This window comes from Streptosporangium sp. NPDC023963 (assembly GCF_040639135.1).
GTDB lineage: Bacteria > Actinomycetota > Actinomycetes > Streptosporangiales > Streptosporangiaceae > Streptosporangium.
In genome coordinates, this window is the sequence record NZ_JBEZZK010000001.1 from 16826 (window position 1) to 39228 (window position 22403).

A 22403-nucleotide genomic window follows, 5' to 3' on the forward strand; every position below is an offset into this window, starting at 1 on the left:
GCCCCGAGATGACGGAGTCCTCGCTGCCCGACTGGGCGTTTCCCCCGCCGGAGGGGTTCGTCGCGGAAGACCTCGATCGCATTCCGCAATTGCCCGCACACACAGAGTTAATCGATGGAAGCCTTGTCTTCGTGAGTCCTCAGGCTTCTTTTCATACGCGCACCATGTTTCTCCTGGAGGCGGGTCTTCACCGGACCATTCCGGAAGATCTTCGAGCGCGCCGGGAGATGAGCGTCGTGCTGGGTACACGGCAGCGGCCCGAGCCCGACATAAGCGTCATCCACGCCTCTGCCGAGCACAGCCCGGAGCAGACCTTCTACCGGGCCGAGGACGTCGTGCTGGTCGTGGAGGTCATCTCCCCCGACTCCAGGGCGCGCGACCGCGACCGCAAGCCGGTGCTGTACGCCGAGGCGGGCATCGCGCACTTCTGGCTGGTCGAGAACCAGTCGGGAAAGCCTGCGATCTACGTCTACGAGCTCGACCCGGTCGCCAAAACCTACGTTCTCACCGGCATCCACCACGACCGGCTCAAGATCTCGGCGCCGTTCGACATCGACATCGACCTGACGGGGATCGACCGGCTCTAAGGCCCGGTCTCGCGCGGCGCTCACCGCCCGGACACCTCCAGACGCCCCACCGCCCGTCACGGACCTCGCCTCCCCGCGCGGAAGTCCGTAGGACGAGGCCGCGCCTCACCCGTTCTCGCGCCAGCCGTCATACTCCTCGGCCAGCGCCTCCAGGCGGGCCACGTCCTCCGGCGGCAACATCCCGGAGGGATCCTCGACCACCACCAGCCACTGGGCGTCCTCGGCGTCGTCCTCGCCCGCGAGGGTCTCCCTGACCACCGCGGGCATGCCGATCACCGGAAACTCTCCGGCCACGGTTTCGGCGACCTCCTCGGCGTCGTCGCGCTCGGCGAACACCAGCAGATGCCTCATCTCCCCCTCCCGGGGAAAGACTCTTCTCCGCTCCGGGCGAGCGATCCGCCCTGAGCGACCGGCGGGTACGTCATCGTCGCCTCCTGATGGAGAATCACCCGGGACGCGAACGATCCCGGCCCGGTACGGCGAAAAAAGGGGCCCGGGACACGCCCCGGGCCCCTCGTGAACCGGTCAGACGCCGCGCAGCCGCGCCCCGGTGCGCTCCCCGGCCAGGGCCACGGCCGCGTCGCGGGCCGCGGTGGTCTCCTCCACGGTGAGCGTCCGGTCGGGCGCCCGGAAGCGCAGCGAGTAGGCGAGGGACTTCCCGCCTTCGCGGACCTGGGCGCCGGTGTAGACGTCGAACAGCCGGATCGACTCCAGCAGCGGGCCCGCGCCCTCGCGCAGCGCCGCCTCCACCGCGGCCACCGGGGTGGCCGCGTCGACGATGAGCGCGACGTCCTGACCCGCGACGGGGTACGCGGAGATCGCCGGGGCCTGCGGCGGACCCGCGGTCAGCGGCTCCAGCCGGGTCAGCTCCAGCTCCATCGCGCAGGTGCGCGGGGGCAGGCCGTAGGCCTCGACGACGCGCGGGTGCAGCTCACCGGCGTGACCGACGAGCACGTCACCGGCGTACAGCGCGGCGCAGCGGCCCGGGTGCCAGGGCTCGTGCCGGTCCGCGCGGACATCGAGGGTGACTCCGGCCTCGGCGGCCACCACCCGGGCCGCCTCGACGGCGTCCGCCCAGCCGGCCGCCCGGCCCTTGCCCCACCAGCCGGACGGCTCGAACTCCCCGGCCAGCACCGCCCCGACCCGGAGCGGCTGGGCGGGCAGCGCGGACTCGATCGAGGCGAGCTCCTCCGGGCTCGGCCTGCGGTCGACGCCCAGCACGGGGGCGACGGCGGGCGCGCCGGGCGAGGGCCGGTAGACCAGGCCCGCCTCGAACAGCGCCACATCGCCGAAGCCCCGGCCCACGTTGCGGACCAGCGTCTTGAGCAGGCCGGGCAGCAGGGTCGTCCGCATCAGCGGCTCGTCCTCGCTGAGCGGGTTCGCCAGCCGTACGGCCAGGCGGCGCGCGTCGTCGGCGGGCAGCTGCAGGTTGTCGAAGTCACGCTCCCCGTTGAACGGGTAGGCGAGGATCTCGACGTAGCCCGCGGCGGCCAGGGCGCGGCCGACCCGGCGGCGCAGGCGCTGGCTCTCGGTGAGACCCGCGCCCGCGGGGGCCGCCGGCAGGATCGAGGGCAGGTTCTCGTAGCCCTCCAGCCTGATGACCTCCTCGGCGAGGTCGTTCGGGTCGGTCAGGTCGGGCCGCCACGAGGGCGGGGTGACCGCCAGCATGTCGTCACCGGTGACCGTGAGCCTCGCGGCGATCCCGGCGGAGGCCGGGTCGCCGGTGGCCACAGTGCCGGTCACAGCGCCGGTCACAGTGCCGGTCACAGTGCCGCCTGCCGTGCCGCCCGTCACCGGGCCGGTCGCGGTGGTGCTCTCGACCACGCAGCCGACCTGCTCCAGGCGGCGGATCACCGTCTCGCGGTCGTAGGCGGTGCCCGCGACCCTGCCGGGGTAGCCGCTCGGGACGACGACGCGGACCGGCTCGACCTCCACCTCGGCGTGGGTGACGCCCGGCTGGATCGTGCCGCCGCCGAGCTCGGCCAGCAACCGGGCCGCGCGCCAGGAGGCGTACAGCGGCAACTCCCTGTCGACGCCCCGCTCGAAGCGCTTGGAGGCCTCGCTCACCAGGTTGTGCCGGCGCGACATCCGCGCGGTGCCGCTGGCGGAGAAGTGGGCCGCCTCGATCACGATGTCGGCGGAGGCGTCGGAGATCTCGGTGTGCAGGCCGCCCATGGTGCCTGCCATCGAGATCGCGCCCGACCCGTCGGTGATCAGGATGTCGTCCGGGTGGAGCTTGCGGACCACGTGGTCCAGCGTCTCCAGCGTCTCGCCCGGCTCGGCCCTGCGCACCACGATCTCGCCGGTCAGCTTGGCCGCGTCGAAGGCGTGCAGCGGCTGGCCGAGCTCCAGCATGACGTAGTTGGTGACGTCGACGGCGAGCGAGACCGGGCGCATGCCGGCGCGGGAGAGCCGCGCGCGCATCCACAGCGGGCTCGGCGCCGACGGGTCGAACCCGCGGATCTCGCGGAGCACGAAGCGGTCACAGGCCGACGGGTCGGCGATCGAGGCCGGGTAGGACGGGCCCGTCGCGGCGGGCGGGGAGACGTCGGCGGGGTCGAGGAACGCCGAGTCGAAGGCGGTGGCGGCCTCGCGGGCCACCCCCCGGATGGAGAGGGCGTAGCCGATGTCCGGGGTGATCTCCAGCTCGATCACGTCGTCACGCAGGCCGAGCAGCTCGACCACGTCCGCGCCGATCGGGGTGCCGCCGGGCAGCACGAGGATGCCGGGCGACGACTCGGCCACGCCGAGCTCCGCCTCCGAGCAGATCATGCCGTCGGACAGCCGCCCGTAGGTCTTGCGCGAGGCGATCTCGAACCCGCCGGGCAGCACGGCGCCGGGCAGCGCGACCGGGACACGGTCGCCGGCCTCGAAGTTGGTCGCGCCGCAGACGATCTCGCGCGGCGCGGCCTCCCCCACCTCGACCTGGCAGTGGCGGATGGGCTTCTTGAACCCCTCCAGCGTCTCGATGGAGATCACCTCGCCCACGACGACGTTCTTGATGTCGTGGCCGTAGGAGGTGACGGACTCGAGCTTGAGCCCGGCGGCGGTGAGCTTCTCGGCGATCTCGTGCGCCGTGACGGCGGGGAGATCGACGTACTCCCGCAGCCATGAAAGCGGGACCTTCATCAGACCTCCATTCCGAAGGGAAGGGTGAAGCGGACGTCTCCCTCGACCATGTCGCGCATGTCCTCGGCGTTGTGACGGAACATCAGGGTGCGCTCGACGCCCATGCCGAAGGCGAAGCCGCTGTAGCGGGCGGGGTCGACGCCGCAGGCGATGAGCACCCGCGGGTTGACCATGCCGCAGCCGCCCCACTCGATCCAGCCCTCCGACTTGCAGGTGCGGCAGGGCGGGTTGCCGGGCACCGCGGAGGCGCCGCGGCAGACGAAGCACTTCAGGTCCATCTCGGCGGAGGGCTCGGTGAACGGGAAGTAGTTGGGCCGGAACCGGGTGGTGATGCCCTCGCCGAACATGACCTCGGCGAACCGGTCGAGGGTGCCCTTGAGATGGGCCATGGTCAGGCCCTCGTCGATCGCCAGCCCCTCGACCTGGTGGAAGACGGGGGTGTGCGTGGCGTCGAGCTCGTCGGTGCGGAACACCTTGCCCGGCGAGATCACGTAGACCGGGAGCTCCCTGCTGAGCAGCGCCCGGATCTGGACCGGGGAGGTCTGGGTGCGCAGCACCTTGCCGGAGTCGACGGACTCCACGAAGAAGGTGTCGTGCTCCGAGCGCGCCGGGTGGTCGGCGGAGATGTTCAGCGCGTCGAAGTTGAACCACTCCCCCTCCAGCTCGGGGCCTTCCGCCACCTCGTAGCCCATCGCGACGAAGGCGTCGGCGATGCGCTCCTGGAGGGTGGTCAGCGGATGCCTGGCGCCGCGGGGGGTGCGGGCGGAGGGCAGCGTGACGTCGACGGTCTCCTCGACGAGGACCCGCTCGTCGCGCTCGGCCTCCAGCTGCGCCTGCCGCTCGGCGAGGGCGTCGGCGACCGCCTTGCGGGCGCCGCCGATGCGCTTGCCCGCCTCGGAGCGGGCCGCCGGGGGCAGAGCCCCGATCTCGCGGTTGGCCAGGGCGATCGGTGAGCGGTCACCGGCGTGCGCGAGGCGCACCTGCTTGAGTTCTTCGAGGTCGCGCGCCGCCTTGACGGCGTCGAGCGCTTCGGCCTGCATGCGCGCCATCTCGTCGGCGTGCAGCGGGGTCACCTCGACCGGGTCGTAGTTTGACAAGAGAGAGCTCCGAATCCAGGGCTTGAGCGGCCATGAGTCTAGTCGGATGAGCCCACCGGGCCGACATTCGCGATCAGACGAAGTCGGGGGTGCCGGTGGGCACCATAAATCGAAACTCGGCGCCGCCCTCGGGCCCGCGCTGCACGGAGATGGTGCCGCCGTGCGCCTCGATCAGCCCCTTGACGATGAACAGGCCGAGCCCGGTGCCGCCGCGGCGGCGGGCGTTGCCCCGCCAGAACTGCCGGAAGACGCGCGTGACCAGCTCGGGCGGGATGCCCTCCCCCTGGTCGCGGACGGACACGGTCACTCCCCATTCGCTCGGCTCGACGACTATTGTCACCGTACCGCGCCCGTGACGCACCGCGTTTTCCATCAGGTTGGCGAGCACCTGGTCGATCTTGTCCTGGTCGAGCCAGGTCTCGGGCAGCTCGCCGCGAACCTGGAGCACGAAGCGGTCCTCCGGCTCGCCCGCGGCCACCCGTCCCGCGATGATCCTTGCGACCCTGGCCGGGACGTCGACCACCTGGCGGTGGATCTCCAGCCGCCCCGACTCGATGCGCGAGACGTCGAGCAGCTCGGTGATCAGCCGGGTCACCCGGTCGGCGTCGGCGTTGACGGTCTCCAGCATGACGAGCTTCTGGTCGTCGGTGAAGCGGGTCCACTTGGCCAGCAGGGTCGCGGTGAATCCCTTGACGCTGGTCAGCGGGGAGCGGAGCTCATGGGCGACGGTGGAGACCAGGTCGGCGCGGCTGCGCTCCAGGCGGGCGCGGGCCCCGGCGTCACGCAACGTGATGACCACCCGGACGACCTCTCCGCCCCGCCGCGGCTCGCGCACCAGCCGGGCGGCCACCAGCAGCTCCTGGCCACCGGGGGTGCGCAGCGGCAGCTCGGGATGGCGGGCGCGGCTGGAAAGCCCGCCGTAGGTGTCGAGCCACTTCCACCAGTCGCGCCCGTCGTGGTCGCGGAAGGAGAACACGTCGCGCAGGTGCCGCCCGACGGCCCGCTCGCGGGTGACGCCGGTCAGCAGGGCCGCGGCCCGGTTGACGGTCAGCACGTGGCCGTCACCGTCGGTGACCACGAGGCCGTCGGGAAGCTCGTCGACGTCGATCACAGAAGCGGCATCGGTGCTCCGCTCGCCGGTGTGTTCGCCGTGCACGACCCCGCCTCCTCGACGCTACATGGCCGACAATAGCGGGTTTCCCGCACCGTACGGCAGCCTCGCCGGGCGGGGAGCCTCACCTGGAGCCGGGACCGGTGCGCTGAGAACGGGCAGATGCGTACAGACAGACCGCGGCGGCGGTCGCGAGGTTCAGGCTCTCGGCCCGTCCGTAGATGGGAACCCTGACGACCTCGTCGGCCAGCTTCAGGATCTCCTCGGGAAGCCCCCACGCCTCGTTGCCGAAGATCCAGGCCGTCGGCCCGGACAGGTCCACGTCGTCCAGGGTCTGCTTGCCCGCGCCGTCGGCGGCGAGCACCCGGAGCCCGGCCCCCTTCAGGTGCTCCACGGCCCGCGCCACCGGGACGCCCGTGCTGACCGGAAGGTGGAACAGGCTGCCCGCGCTGGCCCGCACGCACTTGCCGTTGTAGGGGTCGACCGAGGCGTCGGTGAAGACGACGGAGTCGGCGCCCGCGGCGTCGGCCGTACGCAGCACGGTGCCCGCGTTGCCGGGGTCGCGGACGTGGGCCAGCACCGCCACCAGCGTGGAGCCGGAGACGACGGAGGCGTCCAGGGGCACGTGCACGAAGCGGCACACGGCCAGCAGCCCCTGGGGGGTGACGGTCTGGGCCAGCTCGGCCATGACCTCGCCGCTGGCCCGGTGGACGGGCACTCCCGCGGCGGTGGCGGCGGTGACGACGTCGGCGTGACGCAGCTCGGCCTCGGCCGTGGTGAAAAGCTCCACCACGACGCCGTCCAGCGCCAGCGCCTCGCGGACCGCCTGCGGCCCCTCCGCCAGGAAGGAACGGTCGCGGTCCCTGAAGGCCCGCTTCGTCAGCCTCCGCGCGGCCTTGACCCGCGGCGACTTGATGTTGGTCAGCTCAGACCCGGCCATGCCCGTCCCCCAAGAATGCGAATGCGGCCCGCAGCGTGATCGCTGCGGGCCGCATGGTCGTCAGTGCCTCGCTCAGCCGGCGACCGGCGCGTTCACGTCGGCCGGGAGCGCCTTCTTGGCGGCCTCGACCAGCGTCGCGAACGTGGCGGCGTCGTTGACCGCGAGGTCGGCGAGGATCTTGCGGTCGACCTCGATGGAGGCGAGCCGCAGGCCCTGGATGAGCCTGTTGTAGGTGATGCCGTTCTGGCGGGCAGCGGCGTTGATGCGCTGGATCCAGAGACGGCGGAAGGTGCCCTTGCGGTCCTTGCGGTCGCGGTAGGCGTACGTCATCGAGTGGAGCATCTGCTCCTTGGCCTTGCGGTACAGCCTGGATCGCTGACCCCGGTAGCCCTTCGCCCGCTCGAGAACGACCTTGCGCTTCTTCTTGGCGTTGATCGCCCGCTTCACGCGTGCCATGTGTATCTATCTCCCCGGGGGCGGTTACTTAGCGAGCAGCTTCTTGATCTTCTTGGAGTCGGCGTCGGAGAGCACGACCTCGGGCTTGAGACGACGCGTCAAGGTGGACGGCTTGTGCTCGTTGTAGTGCGCACGGTTGGCGCGACGGCGCACAAGCTTGCCGGAACCCGTGAGCCTGAACCGCTTCTTCGCACCGCTGTGCGTCTTCATCTTCGGCATCTCAGCCGTCTCTCCCTCGATCGTGCCGATGTCCCGGGCCGGTAACCCAAGTCAAGGGCGTGCCTGACTACGAGACCGGACCCGGTCTCGGACTGATCTCGCGACTACCTGACGATCCAGGCTATGCGAGTTACTCCTGCGGAGCCGCCACCGCTCCACTGACGGACACCTCGTCGTTGACGCGCGTCTCGTCGGCGGCCGGTGACCCGTCACCCGAAGGGTTCTCGTCATGCCGCGCCTTGGCCGCCGCCTTCTCGGCCTTGGCCTCGGCCTTCTTCTTGTGCGGGCCGATCACCATGATCATGTTTCGGCCGTCCTGCTTGGGCTGGGACTCGACGAAGCCGAGCTCCGTCACGTCCTCCGCCAGCCGCTGCAGGAGCCGGAAGCCCAGCTCGGGCCGGGACTGCTCCCGACCGCGGAACATGATGGTGACCTTGACCTTGTCGCCGGCCTTGAGGAACCGCACCACGTGACCCTTCTTGGTCTCGTAGTCGTGCGGGTCGATCTTCGGCCGAAGCTTGATCTCCTTGATGATGGTGTACGCCTGGTTACGACGCGCCTCACGTGCCTTCATCGCGGACTCGTACTTGAACTTGCCGTAGTCCATGAGCTTGCACACTGGCGGGCGGGCCGTTGCCGCGACCTCGACCAGGTCGAGGTCGGATTCTTGAGCCAGCTTCAAGGCATCGCCGATGGAGACGATGCCCACCTGCTCGCCGTTCGGGCCGACGAGGCGGACCTCGGGCACGCGAATGCGGTCATTGATGCGGGGCTCGGCGCTGATGGGGCCTCCTAGGTTGCGATCCGCGGCCTCCGGGAGGAGGCCGCAACATGCTCGATCGTGCCGGGAGGTCGTAGAACGCACACCCTGTTGAGGGCGTTCGAACGCAAGATGCCCCGCACGTCACGCATGCGGGGCCACATGAACTCGAAGGCTTCACGCCGTAAGCTCTCCGGGGACCTAACCCCGGTTGTGATCCTGACCTGTCAGCCTTGCGGCCGACGAGGTGGGAGGACGACCTCCGCTTGCGCGTCCAGCAGGCACGCCGGACCGATCGAGTCGTTACTCTACCACAACAGCGCGTTCACACAGAATCATCCCGGCCCCGGCGGCGGCGGTCACCCCGCCGGGGCGGCACGCCTGACGATCTCGGCCTTCCCCGCCTCGCGCATCGCCTCCACCGGCACGTCCGCGCGGCCCGTCATCATCTCGACCTGCCGGACCGCCTGGTGCAGGAGCATCGGGAAGCCGCCGACGACGATCCCGCCCCGCTCTGCCACGGCCGCGGCCGGCCGGGTGGGCCAGGGCGCGTAGACCACGTCGAGGAGGGCGGGCACGCCCGCCAGCGTCCCGGCGAAGGCGTCGGCCGCGCCGGAGGGCAGGGTCGAGACGACCAGGTCGACCTCCAGCGCGGTGTCGAGCTTGTCGAGGGTCCGCACCGACAGGTCCATGCCCAGCCGCTCGGCGACCTCCGCGGTCTCCCACGCCCTGGCGGGGTCGCGGACCACGAGGATCGCCTCGCCGAGGCCGAGTTCGCGCAGGGCCGCCAGCGCGGAGGCCGCCGTGGCGCCGCCGCCCAGGACGGTCGCCGCCCGCGGCGGGGCCACGCCCGCCTCGGCGAGCGCCTGGACGATGCCGTACACGTCGGTGTTGTCCCCGTGCCTGGCGCCGTCGCGCAGGATCACCGTGTTGACCCCGCCCACCTGGACAGCGAGCTCGGACACGGTGTCGAGCAGCGGCATCACCGCCCGCTTGAGCGGCATCGTGAGCGAGAGCCCCGCCCAGTCGCCGTCGAGCCCGTCGAGGAGGCCGGGGAGACCGGCCTCGTCGCACTCGATCGCCTCGTAGTGCCAGTCGTGCAGTCCCATGCCCTCGTGGGCGGCGCGGTGCAGGTGCGGGGAGAGCGAGTGGACGATCGGCGATCCCAGGACCGCCGCCCTCAGCACCCGTTCACCTTGTTCCTCTCGTATTCCTGCTTGAGCGCGAAGAAGTCCGACTCCGCCGAGGCGAACTTGGTGATGCGCTTGCCCGGGCAGGTGGTGACGAAGTAGAGCCAGTCGCCCTTGGTGGGGTTGAGCGCCGCCTGGATGGCGTCGTCGCCCGGGTTGGCGATCGGCCCGGGGGGCAGGCCCGCGAACTTGTAGGTGTTGTAGCGCGAGGTGCTCTCGAGGTCCTTGTGGGAGGCCTCGATGCCGACCTTGTTCAGCGCGTACATCACCGTGCTGTCCATCGCCAGGTTGAGAGGCGGATCGCGGTCGAGCCGGTTGTAGATGACGCGGGCCACCTTGCCCATGTCGTCTTCGGTGCCCGACTCGGCCTGGACGATGCTGGCGATCGTCATGATCTCGTGCGGGGTGTGCCCGAGGGCCTTGGCCTTGCCCTTGAGGTCGTCCTTGTCGGCGGTCTCGTTGAAGCGGTCGACCATCTTGGTCAGGATCTCCGAGGCCGTCATCTTGGGCGTGAACTCGTAGGTGGCCGGGAAGGCGTACCCCTCCAGCTTGCCCCTGGCGTAGGGGGGCAGTCCGAGCTCGCGGACGTTCCTGGCGGCCTGCTGGAACTCCCGCAGCGGCTTGCCCGTCTGCTTGGCGAGCCGCTGGAGGGTGACGCTCAGGCGCAGCCCCTCCTCAAGGGTGATCTTCTCCCGCAGCCGCTTGTCCGGGTCGAGGAGTTTGACGGCCTCCGCGGCCGCCATCTGCTTGCGCATGGTGTACTCGCCCGGCTGCAGGGAGGAGCTCTTGCCCGCCGCGCCGACGGCGTTGACGAAGGCCTTGACGCTCTTCACCACGTCCTGCTCCTGCAGGGTCTGCGCGATGTCGGAGGCGCTCTGGCCGTCCTTGATCTCCACGACGATCTCGCCCGACCCCTGGCCGGTGTAGTCGTCGGGGGTCATCACGTCGCGGACCCAGGTGTAGCCGTAGAAGCCGGCGGCGCCGATGCCGCCGAGCAGGATGATGATCGCGAGCATGGGGGCGACGAAGCCGCCCCGGTTGCGGCGGCGCTTCCTGCGCCGGCCACGCCGGCCGGAGTCACGGCCTGGGGACGTGTTGGATCCTCGGCGCGGCCGACCTTCGTCGTCGGAACCGACCAGGAAGTCCATATCGAGATCGTTCATAGCGTCGCTGGCCAATCTCCCGCTAGAGACGGCCTGGCGTCAAGCGGGTGTGCCGAACCGAAGGAGGGCACCCGGCCGGACGTCCCGGTGCTCCGGGAGCCGTCGTCTGAACCGCGGGTGCGGGTCGCCGCCTGCGGCGGAACCGGGGGTATTCCGCCGGGCATCAACGCTTCCCGAGGTATCTGTTCAGCTCTTCCCGGTATCTCACAAACTCACTCTCTTTGTCAGTGAATTTCGTGATTCTATGCTCCGGATCGGTAGTGACAAACCAGAACCAATCACCTTGATCTGGCTGGAGTGCCGCGATCAACGCCTTCTCTCCGGGGTTCGCGATGGGCCCGGGCGGCAGGCCGGACCTGAGGTAGGTGTTGTACGGAGACCTCACCTCTGTGTCCCTCTCCGAAACCTCCAGGGTCCTGCGCCCCTGTGCGTACAGCACCGTGGTGTCCATCTGGAGCGGCGTCCGGGCCCTGATCCGGTTGTAGATTACCCTAGCGATCTTCGGGTAGTCCGGGTCCCGCCCGCCCTCCGCCTGGACGATGCTCGCCACCGTGACGGCCTCCCGGGGCGACAGGCCTTTCTTCGCGGCCCGTTTCCTGAGGTTTAGCTGGGCCGCCGCCTGCTTGTAACGTTCCACCATCGCGGCGAGCAGGGCCGGAGCGGTCGTGCCCGGCTCGATCTCGTAGGTGGCGGGGAACAAAAAGCCCTCGGCGTTCCCGGCGTACCGGGGCAGGTCCAGCGCCCGCCCGTCGGCCGCGGCCCTGACCAGGGCGGCCCGGCGCATGCCGGTCGCCTCGGCGAGCCGGTCGAGCAGCTCGGGCAGGCGGAGCCCCTCGGGAACGGTGACCGTGCGGACCACCCGCGACCCGGGCGCCACCAGCATGCCGAGCGCCGACCGGGCGTCCATGCCCCTGCGGAGCCTGAAACGGCCGGGGGGCAGGGTGCCCGCCCTGGACTGCTCCTTCGCCGCCGTGACGAACGCCCCGGCACTGGCCACCACCCCGGCGTCGGCCAGCACCAGCCCGATCTGGCTCGCGCTCGCCCCCCGGGGGATCTCGACGACGACCGTGCCCGAACCCGGTCCCTCGAAGTCGGCGGGCACGAGATAGGGGCGGATCACGAAGAGCCCGGCCGTCCCGGTGGCGACGGCGAGCACGGACGTCCCGGCCACCCACAGCCATACCGGCCGCAGACGGCTCACCGAACGGTCCCGCCGCCCGGCCGCTCGGCGTTCCCCCCACCCGGAGGAGAGCCGACGGGCACCCCGGGGGGCCTGCCGGTGGCGCGCTCGGCGTCCAGCGCGGCCTGGAGCAGCACGATGGCGGCCGCCTGGTCCACCACACCACGCTGGTTCTTCGCCTTCACCCCGCTGGCCCGCAGGCCCTGCTGGGCGGTGACGGTGGTCAGCCGCTCGTCGAACAGCCGCACCGGGACGGGTGCCAGCCGCAGCGAGATCCGGTTCGCGAAGTCGCGGGCGGCCTCCGCCGCCTGCCCCTCGCGCCCGGAGAGCGAGGTCGGCAGGCCGACCACCACCTCGACGACCTCGTACTCGGCCGCGATCTCCGCGAGCCGGTCGAGGTCGCCCTTACCGCGCCGGACGGTCTCCACCGGCGTGGCCAGCAACCCCGAGGGGTCGCTGCGAGCCACGCCGATGCGGACCGAACCGACGTCGACGCCCAGCCGAATGCCGTTTCTCATCGTTCCCGTCTCCGCCCGCGCGCCGGACGCGGCGCGAGGGCGTCGTTCCTCGTCAGGTGAGCGTCTGCGCGATCGCCTGCTCGACGGCGGCGAGCGCCTCGCCGATCGCCTCGGGACGCACCCCGCCTCCCTGAGCGACGTCGTCCTTGCCGCCACCGCCACCTCCGAGCGCCTTCGCGGCGACACCGACCAGGCGGCCCGCCTTCAGGCCCCGGCCGCGTCCCGCCTCGTTGACCGCGGCCACCACGACCGGCCGGTCACCGGGGACACCGGCGACGACGACCACCGCGGCGCGATCACCCGGGAACCGGCCGCGCACGTCAAGCGCGAGCTTACGCAGGTCGTCGGGGGAGGTGCCATCAGGCGCGCGGTGCGTCACGACGGACACTCCGTGCAGGTCGACGGCACTTTCCGCCATCTGCCCCGCCCCGGCGAGCACCTGGGCCGAGCGCAGCGCGCCCAGCTCCTTCTCCGCGGTCCGCAGCCGGGTGACGATGCCCTCGATGCGCTCGGGCAACTCCTCCCTGCGGGCCTTGAGCTGCTCCGACAGCTGGGCGACGAGCACGCTCTCCCTGGCCAGGAAGCGGAACGCGTCGAGGCCGACCAGGGCCTCCACCCGGCGCACGCCCGCGCCGATCGAGGCCTCGCCGAGCACCTTGACCAGGCCCAGCTGCCCGGAGCTGGCGACGTGGGTGCCGCCGCAGAGCTCGCGGGAGTACTCGCCGACCTCGACGATGCGGACGGTGTCGCCGTACTTCTCGCCGAACAGGGCGAGCGCGCCCATCGCGCGGGCCTCCGCCTGGGAGGTGTGGAAGGCGTTGACCCGCAGGTCGTTGATGAGGACGGCGTTGACCTCGTCCTCGACGTCGCGCAGCACGCTGGGCGGCACGGCGCCGGCGGCGGTGAAGTCGAAGCGGAAGCGTCCCGGCGAGTTCTCCGAGCCGGCCTGCGCCGCGGTCTCGCCCAGCGCGTTGCGGAAGCCGCGGTGCACCAGGTGGGTGGCGGTGTGGCTGCGGGAGATGGCTCGGCGCCGCTCGACGTCGATCTCGGCCTGGGCCTGGTCGCCCACCCTGATCTCTCCCGAGCGGACCTTGCCCCGGTGCACGACGACGCCGGAGACCGGGGACTGCACGTCCACGATCTCCACCTCGGCCCCGCCGGTGCGGATGACGCCCTGGTCGGAGAGCTGGCCGCCGCCCTCGGCGTAGAAGGGGGTACGGCCCAGCACGACCTCGACCGAGGTGCCCGCGCCCGCGGCGGGCACGGAGGCGCCGTCGACGAGGAGGCCGACGACCTCGGCCTCGGCCGTCACGTGGTCGTAGCCGAGGAACTCGACCTTGCCGGTCTTCTCCAGGAGCGTGCCGAAGATCGAGATGTCGGCGTTGCCGGTCTTCTTGGAGGCGGCGTCGGCCTTGGCCAGATCCCTCTGTTCCTTCATCAGCCGGCGGAAGCCCTCCTCGTCGACCTGCAGCCCCTGCTCGGAGGCCATCTCCAGGGTGAGGTCGATCGGGAAGCCGTAGGTGTCGTGGAGCTGGAAGGCCTGGGCCGCGGGGAGCGTGGCCCGCCCCTTGCGCTTGGTCTCCTCGGCTGCCACGTCGAAGATCGCGCTGCCGGTGCGGAGGGTGCGCAGGAAGGAGTCCTCCTCGGCGTCGATGACGCCGTGGATCTGCGGGGCGTCGGACCTGAGCTCGGCGTACTGCTCGCCCATCACGTCGACGGTCACGGCGGTGAGCTCGTGCATGTAGCGCTCCTCGCCCGCGCCGAGCAGGCGCAGGTTGCGGATGGCGCGGCGCAGGATGCGGCGCAGGACGTAGCCCCGGCCCTCGTTGGAGGGCAGCACCCCGTCGGCGACGAGCATCACGCCGGTCCTGACGTGGTCGGCGATCACCCGCAGCGACACGTCGGCGCGCTCGTCGCGGCCGTAGCGCGTCTTGGTGAGGTCGGCGGCCCGGTCGAGGATCTTGTACGTGGTGTCGATCTCGTAGATGTTGTCGACGCCCTGCAGGATCGCCGCCATGCGCTCCAGGCCCATGCCCGTGTCGACGCTCTTGGCGGGCAGCTCACCGGCGATGTCAAAGTCGATCTTGGTGCGTACCGCGCTGAGCTGGTACTGCATGAAGACGTTGTTCCACACCTCGAGGTAGCGGTTCTCGTCGACGACCGGGCCGCCGTCGCGTCCGTACTCGGGGCCGCGGTCGTAGTAGATCTCGCTGCACGGGCCGCCGGGGCCCGGCACGCCCATGTGCCAGTAGTTGTCGGCCAGGTCGCGGCGCTGGATGCGCTCCTGCGGCACCCCGGCCTTGCGCCAGATGTCGGCGGCCTCGTCGTCGTCGAGGTAGACGGTGGCCCAGAGGCGGTCCTCGGGGAAGCCGAACCCGCCCTCGGACTCGGGCCTGGTCAGCAGCTCCCAGGCGAACGGGATCGCCTGCTCCTTGAAGTAGTCGCCGAAGGAGAAGTTGCCGAGCATCTGGAAGAAGCTGGCGTGCCTGGTCGTCTTGCCGACCTCGTCGATGTCGAGGGTCCGCACGACCTTCTGCGCGCTGGCGGCCCGCTTGTAGGGCGGCTTCTGCTGGCCCAGGAAGTAGGGCTTGAAGGGCACCATGCCCGCGTTGACCAGAAGCAGCGTCGGGTCCTCGGCGATGAGGCTGGCCGAGGGCACAACGGTGTGCCCACGCTCCTCGAAGAAGCGCAGGAAGCGGCGGGCGATCTCTGCCGACTCCATGTCAGCGGCCATCCTTTACGTTGGAGTGATAGGGGTTTTCCACGGTGTCGAGCCCGAACCTGGACCGCAACTCGATTTCCCGCTCGGCCGCGCCCCGCAGGGCGTCGGCGGCGAGGTCGCGTGCCTGATCCAGGGCGCCGGCGGCGTTGTGCGCGGCCCTCCTGGCCAGGTGGTTCGGGTGCAGTGCCTGAAGCTTACGCATGACCCACACCGCGCCGAACGCGCCCAGCCCCATGTAGAACAGCCTGCGGATCATCGCGGACGCCCTTCCAGAGCCTGCGCGGCGGGCCTGGCCCGCCTGCGGGAGCCCAGGGCCCTGCGAACGCCGTGGGTGAGGGCCGCGACCTTGATCATCGGCCCGGTGACCAGGTTCTGGGTGACGTCGCTGACCTTGGCCACGTGCCCGCTGACCTGCTTGACGTCGCGGGTGATGGCCTCGATCGCGACCAGCTGCCGGTTGGTCTCGCCGACGGCGGCCGAGACGTCCTCCAGCAGCGGCACGACGCGGTCGCCCAACTGGGAGACCATCTTGGTGGTCTCGGTGAGCAGCCGGGCCAGCCTGACCATGACGACGGCCATGAAGGAGACCAGGATCGCCCAGGCCATCGCGGCGATCAGCCCCGCGACCTCTCCTGCGGTAAGCATCTGCGGACCCGCTCCCCTCATAGGTTCATAGGTGACCCCGGCCATGGTCGGGCGGATTGCAAAACCCTATCGTGCCCGGTACCACTCATCCCCGCTTACCGCGCGCCCCCGGGCGCGGGACCACTCCCCGCGGCTACTCCCCGCGCAGGAACGCGCGGATCCTGGACCAGCGGTCGGCGATACCCGCCTCGGCGCCGTGCCGGGTGGGCTGGTAGTAGCGCCGGTCCCTGAGCTCCTCGGGGGCGTACTCCTGGCGTACCAGGCCGTGCTCGAACTCGTGGGGGTACTTGTAACCCCTGCCGTGGCCGAGCTGCTTGGCCCCGGCGTAGTGGGCGTCGCGCAGATGGTTGGGGACGTGACCGATGTTGCCGCGCCGCACGTCCTCGGCGGCCGCGCCGATGGCGTTGATCACCGCGTTGGACTTCGGCGCCAGCGCGCAGTGGATGACGGCCTGGGCCAGGTTGAGCCGCCCCTCGGGCAGGCCGATGAACTCCACCGCCTGGGCGGCGGCCACCGCGACCTGCAGGCAGGTGGGGTCGGCCATGCCGACGTCCTCCGAGGCGAAGATGACGATCCTGCGGGCGATGAACCGGGGGTCCTCCCCCGCCTCGATCATCCGGGCGAGGTAGTGCAGCGCGGCGTCGGCGTCGGATCCCCGCATGCTCTTGATGAAACCGCTGATCACGTCGTAGTGCTGGTCGCCCTGGCGGTCGTAGCGCACGGCCGCCTTGTCCACCGCCCGCTCCACCACCTCGACGGTGACCTCGCCGTCGGCGATCAGCGCGGCGGCCTCCAGGTAGGTGAGCGACCTGCGGGCGTCGCCACCGGCCAGCCGCACCAGGTGCTCGGCGGCCTCCGGCGCCAGGCTCACCCTCCCGTCCAGGCCGCGCGGGTCGGTGACGGCGCGCTCCAGCACCACCCGGATGTCGTCCTCCGACAGCGACTCCAGGGTCAGCAGCAGCGAGCGCGACAGCAGGGGCGAGATGACGGAGAAGAAGGGGTTCTCGGTGGTGGCGCCGATGAAGGTGACCCAGCGGTTCTCCACGGCGGGCAGCAGGGCGTCCTGCTGCGCCTTGTTGAAGCGGTGCACCTCGTCGACGAACAGGACGGTCTGGCGGCCGGACATGCCCAGCTCGCGCCGGGCCTGCTCGATGGCCGCACGGACCTCCTTGACGCCCGCCGACACCGCGGAGACCTCCACGAACCGGCGCTTGGTGACGCCCGCCACCACGTAGGCGAGGGTGGTCTTACCGGTGCCCGGAGGGCCCCAGAGGAACAGCGACATCGGCGCCTCGGCCTCGACGAGGCGGCGCAACGGCGTGCCGGGGCCCAGCAGGTGCCGCTGGCCGATCACCTCGTCCAGGCTCCGGGGGCGCATCCGCACCGCCAGGGGCTCCTGGCCGCGATGGGCCTCCTCCGCCGCCGAGTCGAACAGGCTGTCCACGCCTGAGACAGTACCGCCGCCCGGCGGCGTGCCGGACGCCCGTGGCGTTCGGGCGCCGTACGAGGAGCGGGGGCCGCAGGGGCTCAGCTTCCCCAGACCGCGACGGCGCCGCTGTGCCCGCTCCGTACCACGTAGTAAAGCGCCACGGCGGCAAGGACCACGGTCAGCGCCGAGACCGCCAGCCCGGCCGGGCGGCCGAACCTGTCGCCGCGGGTGACGTGGACGAGGGCCAGCGAGACCACTCCGAGGGCGAGGGTGACCAGCAGCAGAGGGGTGGCGAAGCCCGCGTGCTCGGCGATGCGCTCGCCGAGCTGTCCCTCGACGGAGGCGAAGCGGCCCTCCTCCAGCGCCTCCCCGCTCTGCCGCGCCGCGAAGACGCTCACCGGCACGACCGGGGCGAGCCCGACCACGGCCCAGGTGAGCACGGGCCGCGTGCGCGGCGCCAGCGCGTACGTGGCGGCGAGCACCGCCAGGAGCGGCGTCAGGACCACGGCCGCGTGAACGATCAGGGGGTGAAGGGGCAGACCGAGGATCTCGTCGAACATGGGGGCGCTCCGGTGGTGCGTGGTTCATCATCAGCAAGTACGGATCCCACCATGGGCGGGTTATGGGGAGTGTGAAGAGATCCCCTCTTCCCCTCTGTCCCCATCTGATGAATTCCTCCACTTACGTACAGCACATGTCGGGGCCGGTACTCTTTTCGCCAGCCCGTAACCATGGAACATCAATCTTGGAGGACATAGCGGTGAGCGCCGAGGACCGCCAGAGCCAGCTGGCTCGGGAACACAAAGAGCGGCAGGCGAAGCGTGCCGAGCAGGCGAGCGCGTCGAAGCGCAACGTCGTGATCGGAGCCGTCGCCGCGGTGGTCGTCGTCGCGGGGGGACTGTTCGCCGGGGTCACCCTCCTTGGAGACGACGGTGACAACGTGAAGGCCCAGAACGCCGCCACCAGTTCACCGGTTCCCTCGGAGACCGCGGCCGCGACGCCGGAGCCGACCTTCACAGCTGATCCGAGCAGCACGAAGTGCTCCTATCGCAAGGACACCAGCGGCAGCCCGGCGAAGAACGTGGGCATGCCGTCCACCAGGCCGAACCTGAAGCTGAAGACCATGACGATCACCACCAACCACGGTGACGTCGTGATCGACCTGGCGACCGCGCAGGCCCCCTGCACGGTCAACTCCTTCGCGTTCCTGGCCAGGAAGAACTTCTTCGACAACACCAAGTGCCACCGCCTGGCCACTCCCGAGAACTCCGGCCTGAGCCTGCTGCAGTGCGGCGACCCCCAGGCCAAGGCCGACGGGAAGAACCGGACCGACGGCCAGGGCAGCTCGGGCTACGTCTACGACAGCGAGAACCTCGGCGGGATCCCGTACACCAAGGGCACGGTCGCGGTGGCCCAGGCCGTCGACGCCGTCAACCAGAACGGCAGCCAGTTCTGGATCTCGCTCGGGAACGAGACCGAGCAGGTGGAGAAGGCCTACACGCCTTTCGGTGTCGTCTCCCAGGGCATGGAGATCCTTGAGAAGATCGCCAAGGGCGGGTGGATCAGCAACCCCGAGGACATCACCGGTGACGGTGGTTCCAACGCCCCCAAGATCCCGGTGATCATCAAGAACGTGCGGCTCTCCTAGCCGGAACCGCGGCGGCCCGCCGCCGCAGGACGCCCCGCCGGTCGGACGACCGGCGGGGCGTTTTCGCGTCCGCGCCCCGGACACGCCCATGCCCCCGTGCCCCCGCGCACTCGCACTCGCACTCGCCCCCACGCATTCGCACTCGCGCACTCGCACCGGGCCTTGGCTCCGCACATCCCTGAGGCCCCGCACATCTCAGAGGCCCCGCACATCCCGGACAGGTCCCGCCTCACCCGCCCCGGACGGCACAGACCCCAGCGTGGCCGTGCGCGGGCCGCGACACCTCCCCGCCCTTGTGGATCGGACGCCCACCGACGGTCGCCCAGGAGGCACGTGAGGGGCGCTGAGGGGCGCTGAGGGGCGCTGAGGGGTGCTGCGGGACGCTGAGGGGCACTGCGGGGCATTGAGGGCGCCAAGGGGCGTGAGGGGCACTGCGGGGGCACTGCGGGGGCACTGCGGGGGTCGTCGCGGCTCACCTCCCGCGACTCCGGGCCCCGGGCACGGCGAGGGCCCCCGGAACACCGTCCGGGGGCCCTCGTCACACCTGGCTTACAGCCGGCTCACGCTGCCTCACATCCGGGAGGACCCGGAACATCCGGGAGGACCCGGATCAGGCGTCGGCCTTGGGCCTGCCGTCGACGCCCGCCTCCTTGCGCTGTTCCACCGTGATCGGGGTGGGCGCGCCGGTCAGCGGGTCGAACCCGGAGGCCGTCTTCGGGAAGGCGATGACGTCGCGGATGGAGTCGGTGCCCGCCAGGAGCATGCAGATCCGGTCCCAGCCGTAGGCGATGCCGCCGTGCGGCGGGGGGCCGTACTTGAACGCCTCCAGCAGGAAGCCGAACTTGCTCTCCGCGTCCTCCTTGGAGATGCCCAGCACGTCGAAGACGCGCTGCTGCATCTCGGCCCGGTGGATACGGATCGAGCCGCCGCCGATCTCCATGCCGTTGCAGACCATGTCGTAGGCGTAGGCCAGGGCCTCGCCGGGGTGGTCCTGGAAGGTGTCGGCCCACTCGGGCTTGGGGCCGGTGAAGGGGTGGTGGACCGCGGTCCAGCCGCCCTCGCCGTCCTCCTCGAACATGGGGGCGTCGACGACCCACAGGAAGTTCCAGGCCGACTCGTCGATCAGGCCGCAGCGACGGCCGATCTCCAGGCGGGCCGCGCCGAGCAGGTCGCGGGAGGCGGAGGCGGCGCCGGCCGCGAAGAAGATCGCGTCACCGGGGGCCGCGCCGACCTTGGCGGCCAGGCCGGACGACTCGGTCTCCGACAGGTTCTTGGCGACCGGCCCGCCGAGCGTGCCGTCCTCGCCCACCAGCACGTAGGCCAGGCCCCTGGCGCCGCGCGACTTGGCCCACTCCTGCCAGCCGTCCAGCTCCTTGCGGGTCTGCGAGGCGCCGCCCGGCATGACCACGGCGCCCACGTACGGCGCCTGGAACACCCGGAAGGTGGTGTCGGCGAAGAAGTCCGTCATCTCGACGAGCTCCTGGCCGAAGCGCAGGTCGGGCTTGTCGGAGCCGTAGCGCGCCATGGCGTCCCGGTAGGTCATCCGGGGCAGGGGCACCGGCAGCTCGTAGCCGACCGTCTCCTTCCAGATGCGGCCGATGAGCCTCTCGCCCAGCGCGATGACGTCGTCCTGGTCCACGAAGGACATCTCGACGTCGATCTGGGTGAACTCCGGCTGCCGGTCGGCGCGCAGGTCCTCGTCGCGGTAGCACTTGGCGAGCTGGTAGTAACGCTCGAGGCCGGCGACCTGGAGAAGCTGCTTGAACAGCTGGGGCGACTGGGGCAGGGCGTACCAGCTGCCCGGCTGGAGCCGGACCGGGACGAGGAAGTCGCGGGCGCCCTCCGGGGTGGAGCGGGTCAGCGTCGGGGTCTCGACGTAGGTGAACCCCTGCTCGTTCATCACCTCGTGGGCGAGGTAGGTGGCCCGGGAGCGGATGCGCATGGCGTGCGCGACCTGCTGGCGGCGGATGTCGAGGTAGCGGTACTTCAGCCGCGCCTCCTCCGAGATGCCCGCGGTGCCCTCGATCGGGAACGGCAGCGGCGCGGACTCGCTGAGCACCTCGACCTCGGAGGCGACGACCTCGATCGCGCCGGTCGGCAGCTCGGAGTTCTCGTTGCCCTCGGGGCGGACCCGCACCTCTCCGACGACCTTGACGCAGTATTCGGCGCGCAGGCCGTGGGCGTCGTCCTCCTCGCGGAAGACCACCTGGGCCGAGCCCGAGGCGTCACGCAGGTCGATGAAGACCACGCCGCCGTGGTCGCGGCGCCGCGCCACCCACCCGGCGAGCGTCACCCGCTGCCCGGTGTGCTCCTCGCGCAGTGATCCCGCTTCGTGCGTGCGGATCATTTGTCCAGTCTCTCCTTCAACATCGTGACGATCTCGGCGAGCGGTACGGCGCTCTGGTCCCCGCTGCCCAGGTCCTTGACCTGGGCGACCCCGGCGGCGATGTCCCGCTCGCCGAGGATCACCGCGTAGCCGGCACCCGAGCGGTCGGCACCCTTCATGGCGCCCTTGACGCCCTTGCCGCCGAACGACATGTCGGCGGCCAGGCCCGCCCGGCGCAGCTCGGTGACGAGCTGGAACATCCGGCGGCGCGCCTCCTCGCCCAGCGGCACACCGTACACCTGCACGCGCGCCTCGGCGCTCTCGTCCCCGAACAGGCCCTCGGCCTCCATGGCCAGGACCGTGCGGTCGACGCCCAGCGCCCAGCCGACGCTGGGCAGGGCGGGCCCGCCGAGCATCTCGCTCAGCCCGTCGTAGCGGCCCCCGCCCCCCACCGCGGACTGCGAGCCGAGCCCGTCGTGGACGAACTCGAACGTGGTGCGCGTGTAGTAGTCGAGGCCGCGGACCAGCCGGGGGTCGTCGGTGTAGGCGACGCCGGAGGCGGTCAGCAGCGCGCGGACCTCCTCGTGGAAGGCCTTGCACGCCTCGCACAGGTGGTCGACGACCAGCGGCGCCCCGGCCAGCTGCGCCTGCACCTCGGGGCGCTTGTCGTCGAGCACGCGCAACGGATTGATCTCGATTCGCTGCCGGGTGGGCTCGTCGAGGTCCAGGCCACGCAGGAAGTCCTGGAGCGCGGCCCGGTAGACGGGACGGCACTCCCTGTCGCCCAGCGTGTTGATCAGCAGCCGGACCCCGGTGAGCCCCAGGGCGGCGTAGCCCTCGACGGCCAGCAGGATCAGCTCGGCGTCCAGCGCCGGGTCCTCGGAGCCCAGCGCCTCGGCGCCGACCTGCCAGAAGTGGCGGTAGCGGCCCTTCTGGGCCCGCTCGTAGCGGAACTGGCTGCCCGAGTACCAGAGCTTCACCGGAAGCTGCCCGTTGTGCAGGCCGTGCTGCAGGACCGCCCGCACCACCGACGCGGTGCCCTCGGGGCGCAGCGTGATGGAGCGCCCGCCCTTGTCCTCGAAGGTGTACATCTCCTTGGAGACGATGTCGGTCGACTCGCCGACACCGCGCACGAACAGCGCGGTGTCCTCGAAGACCGGGGTCTCGATGTAGCCGTAGCCCGCCCGGCGGGCGGGCGCGGTGAGCGCCTCGCGCACGGCGAGCGCCCGCTCGGAGCGCGGCGGAAGCCAGTCGAAGGTGCCCTTGGGCGCCTGCAAAGTCAT

At 71.1% G+C, this 22403-nt stretch carries 20 protein-coding genes and 2 pseudogenes; 2 read left to right on the top strand and 20 right to left on the bottom strand.

Annotation, left to right across the window (positions count from 1 at the left end):
• Window positions 1–8: 8 nt before the first annotated feature.
• Entirely contained in the window at window positions 9–587 is a 579-nt protein-coding gene (locus tag AB0F88_RS00070) for a Uma2 family endonuclease (protein WP_362677865.1), read from the top strand.
• Between the two features lie 105 nt (window positions 588–692).
• On the opposite strand, the gene AB0F88_RS00075 is transcribed toward AB0F88_RS00070, so the two are convergent.
• The 18 genes and pseudogenes from AB0F88_RS00075 to AB0F88_RS00160 all read right to left on the bottom strand — a co-directional run bounded on the left by AB0F88_RS00075 (window position 693) and on the right by AB0F88_RS00160 (window position 17706).
• The gene (locus AB0F88_RS00075) at window positions 693–938 is read right to left on the bottom strand and encodes a hypothetical protein (RefSeq protein ID WP_362675528.1); all 246 of its coding nucleotides are present in this window, start codon (window positions 936–938) and stop codon (window positions 693–695) included.
• Window positions 939–1112: 174 nt separating this feature from the next.
• A pseudogene (locus tag AB0F88_RS00080) lies at window positions 1113–2258 on the bottom strand (phenylalanine--tRNA ligase subunit beta); the annotation flags it as partial.
• 147 nt (window positions 2259–2405) lie between these two features.
• A pseudogene (locus tag AB0F88_RS00085) lies at window positions 2406–3716 on the bottom strand (phenylalanine--tRNA ligase subunit beta); the annotation flags it as partial.
• A complete protein-coding gene (gene pheS / locus AB0F88_RS00090) occupies window positions 3716–4765 on the bottom strand; it encodes a phenylalanine--tRNA ligase subunit alpha (protein ID WP_362677867.1) in 1050 nt (349 codons plus the stop codon). The gene pheS and the pseudogene AB0F88_RS00085, both read right to left, overlap by 1 nt.
• 121 nt (window positions 4766–4886) lie before the next feature.
• On the bottom strand, window positions 4887–5969 hold the full coding sequence (locus AB0F88_RS00095; RefSeq protein WP_362675531.1) for an ATP-binding protein: 1083 nt from the start codon (window positions 5967–5969) through the stop codon (window positions 4887–4889).
• A 79-nt stretch (window positions 5970–6048) separates the two neighbouring features.
• Window positions 6049–6864: an RNA methyltransferase gene (locus tag AB0F88_RS00100; protein WP_362675534.1), complete on the bottom strand. Its 816-nt coding sequence runs from the start codon at window positions 6862–6864 to the stop codon at window positions 6049–6051.
• A gap of 72 nt (window positions 6865–6936) precedes the next feature.
• Window positions 6937–7320, bottom strand: coding sequence for a 50S ribosomal protein L20 (gene rplT, locus AB0F88_RS00105; protein WP_012892552.1), 384 nt, complete (start codon window positions 7318–7320; stop codon window positions 6937–6939).
• A gap of 24 nt (window positions 7321–7344) precedes the next feature.
• Window positions 7345–7539 (bottom strand): 50S ribosomal protein L35, encoded by a 195-nt coding sequence (rpmI, locus tag AB0F88_RS00110; protein WP_030920046.1) that lies wholly within the window; start codon window positions 7537–7539, stop codon window positions 7345–7347.
• Window positions 7540–7669: 130 nt separating this feature from the next.
• Window positions 7670–8323: a translation initiation factor IF-3 gene (gene infC, locus AB0F88_RS00115; protein WP_362677869.1), complete on the bottom strand. Its 654-nt coding sequence runs from the start codon at window positions 8321–8323 to the stop codon at window positions 7670–7672.
• 335 nt (window positions 8324–8658) lie between these two features.
• A complete protein-coding gene (locus AB0F88_RS00120; RefSeq protein WP_362677871.1) occupies window positions 8659–9483 on the bottom strand; it encodes a shikimate dehydrogenase in 825 nt (274 codons plus the stop codon).
• Window positions 9480–10652: an endolytic transglycosylase MltG gene (gene mltG / locus AB0F88_RS00125; protein WP_362675538.1), complete on the bottom strand. Its 1173-nt coding sequence runs from the start codon at window positions 10650–10652 to the stop codon at window positions 9480–9482. Before mltG (AB0F88_RS00125) ends, AB0F88_RS00120 begins: the two co-directional genes overlap by 4 nt.
• A 163-nt stretch (window positions 10653–10815) precedes the next feature.
• On the bottom strand, window positions 10816–11853 hold the full coding sequence (gene mltG / locus AB0F88_RS00130) for an endolytic transglycosylase MltG (RefSeq protein WP_362675541.1): 1038 nt from the start codon (window positions 11851–11853) through the stop codon (window positions 10816–10818).
• Entirely contained in the window at window positions 11850–12350 is a 501-nt protein-coding gene (gene ruvX / locus AB0F88_RS00135) for a Holliday junction resolvase RuvX (RefSeq protein ID WP_362675544.1), read from the bottom strand. The genes mltG (AB0F88_RS00130) and ruvX overlap by 4 nt, the downstream gene beginning before the upstream one ends.
• 52 nt (window positions 12351–12402) lie before the next feature.
• Window positions 12403–15072, bottom strand: a complete 2670-nt coding sequence (gene alaS, locus AB0F88_RS00140; protein ID WP_362675547.1) for an alanine--tRNA ligase — start codon at window positions 15070–15072, stop codon at window positions 12403–12405.
• Between the two features lies 1 nt (window position 15073).
• Window positions 15074–15328, bottom strand: a complete 255-nt coding sequence (locus tag AB0F88_RS00145) for a hypothetical protein (RefSeq protein WP_362675550.1) — start codon at window positions 15326–15328, stop codon at window positions 15074–15076.
• Complete coding sequence (locus AB0F88_RS00150) at window positions 15325–15717, bottom strand: DUF948 domain-containing protein (RefSeq protein ID WP_362675553.1); 393 nt, start codon at window positions 15715–15717, stop codon at window positions 15325–15327. The genes AB0F88_RS00145 and AB0F88_RS00150 overlap by 4 nt, the downstream gene beginning before the upstream one ends.
• A 133-nt stretch (window positions 15718–15850) precedes the next feature.
• Window positions 15851–17161: a replication-associated recombination protein A gene (locus AB0F88_RS00155; RefSeq protein WP_362675556.1), complete on the bottom strand. Its 1311-nt coding sequence runs from the start codon at window positions 17159–17161 to the stop codon at window positions 15851–15853.
• Between the two features lie 83 nt (window positions 17162–17244).
• The gene (locus AB0F88_RS00160) at window positions 17245–17706 is read right to left on the bottom strand and encodes a hypothetical protein (protein WP_362675559.1); all 462 of its coding nucleotides are present in this window, start codon (window positions 17704–17706) and stop codon (window positions 17245–17247) included.
• Window positions 17707–17906: 200 nt separating this feature from the next.
• Between AB0F88_RS00160 and AB0F88_RS00165 the strand changes: the two genes are divergently transcribed.
• Entirely contained in the window at window positions 17907–18794 is an 888-nt protein-coding gene (locus AB0F88_RS00165; RefSeq protein WP_362675562.1) for a peptidylprolyl isomerase, read from the top strand.
• Window positions 18795–19404: 610 nt separating this feature from the next.
• On the opposite strand, the gene aspS is transcribed toward AB0F88_RS00165, so the two are convergent.
• A complete protein-coding gene (aspS, locus tag AB0F88_RS00170; RefSeq protein ID WP_362675565.1) occupies window positions 19405–21141 on the bottom strand; it encodes an aspartate--tRNA ligase in 1737 nt (578 codons plus the stop codon).
• The gene (hisS, locus tag AB0F88_RS00175) at window positions 21138–22403 is read right to left on the bottom strand and encodes a histidine--tRNA ligase (protein ID WP_362675568.1); all 1266 of its coding nucleotides are present in this window, start codon (window positions 22401–22403) and stop codon (window positions 21138–21140) included. The genes aspS and hisS overlap by 4 nt, the downstream gene beginning before the upstream one ends.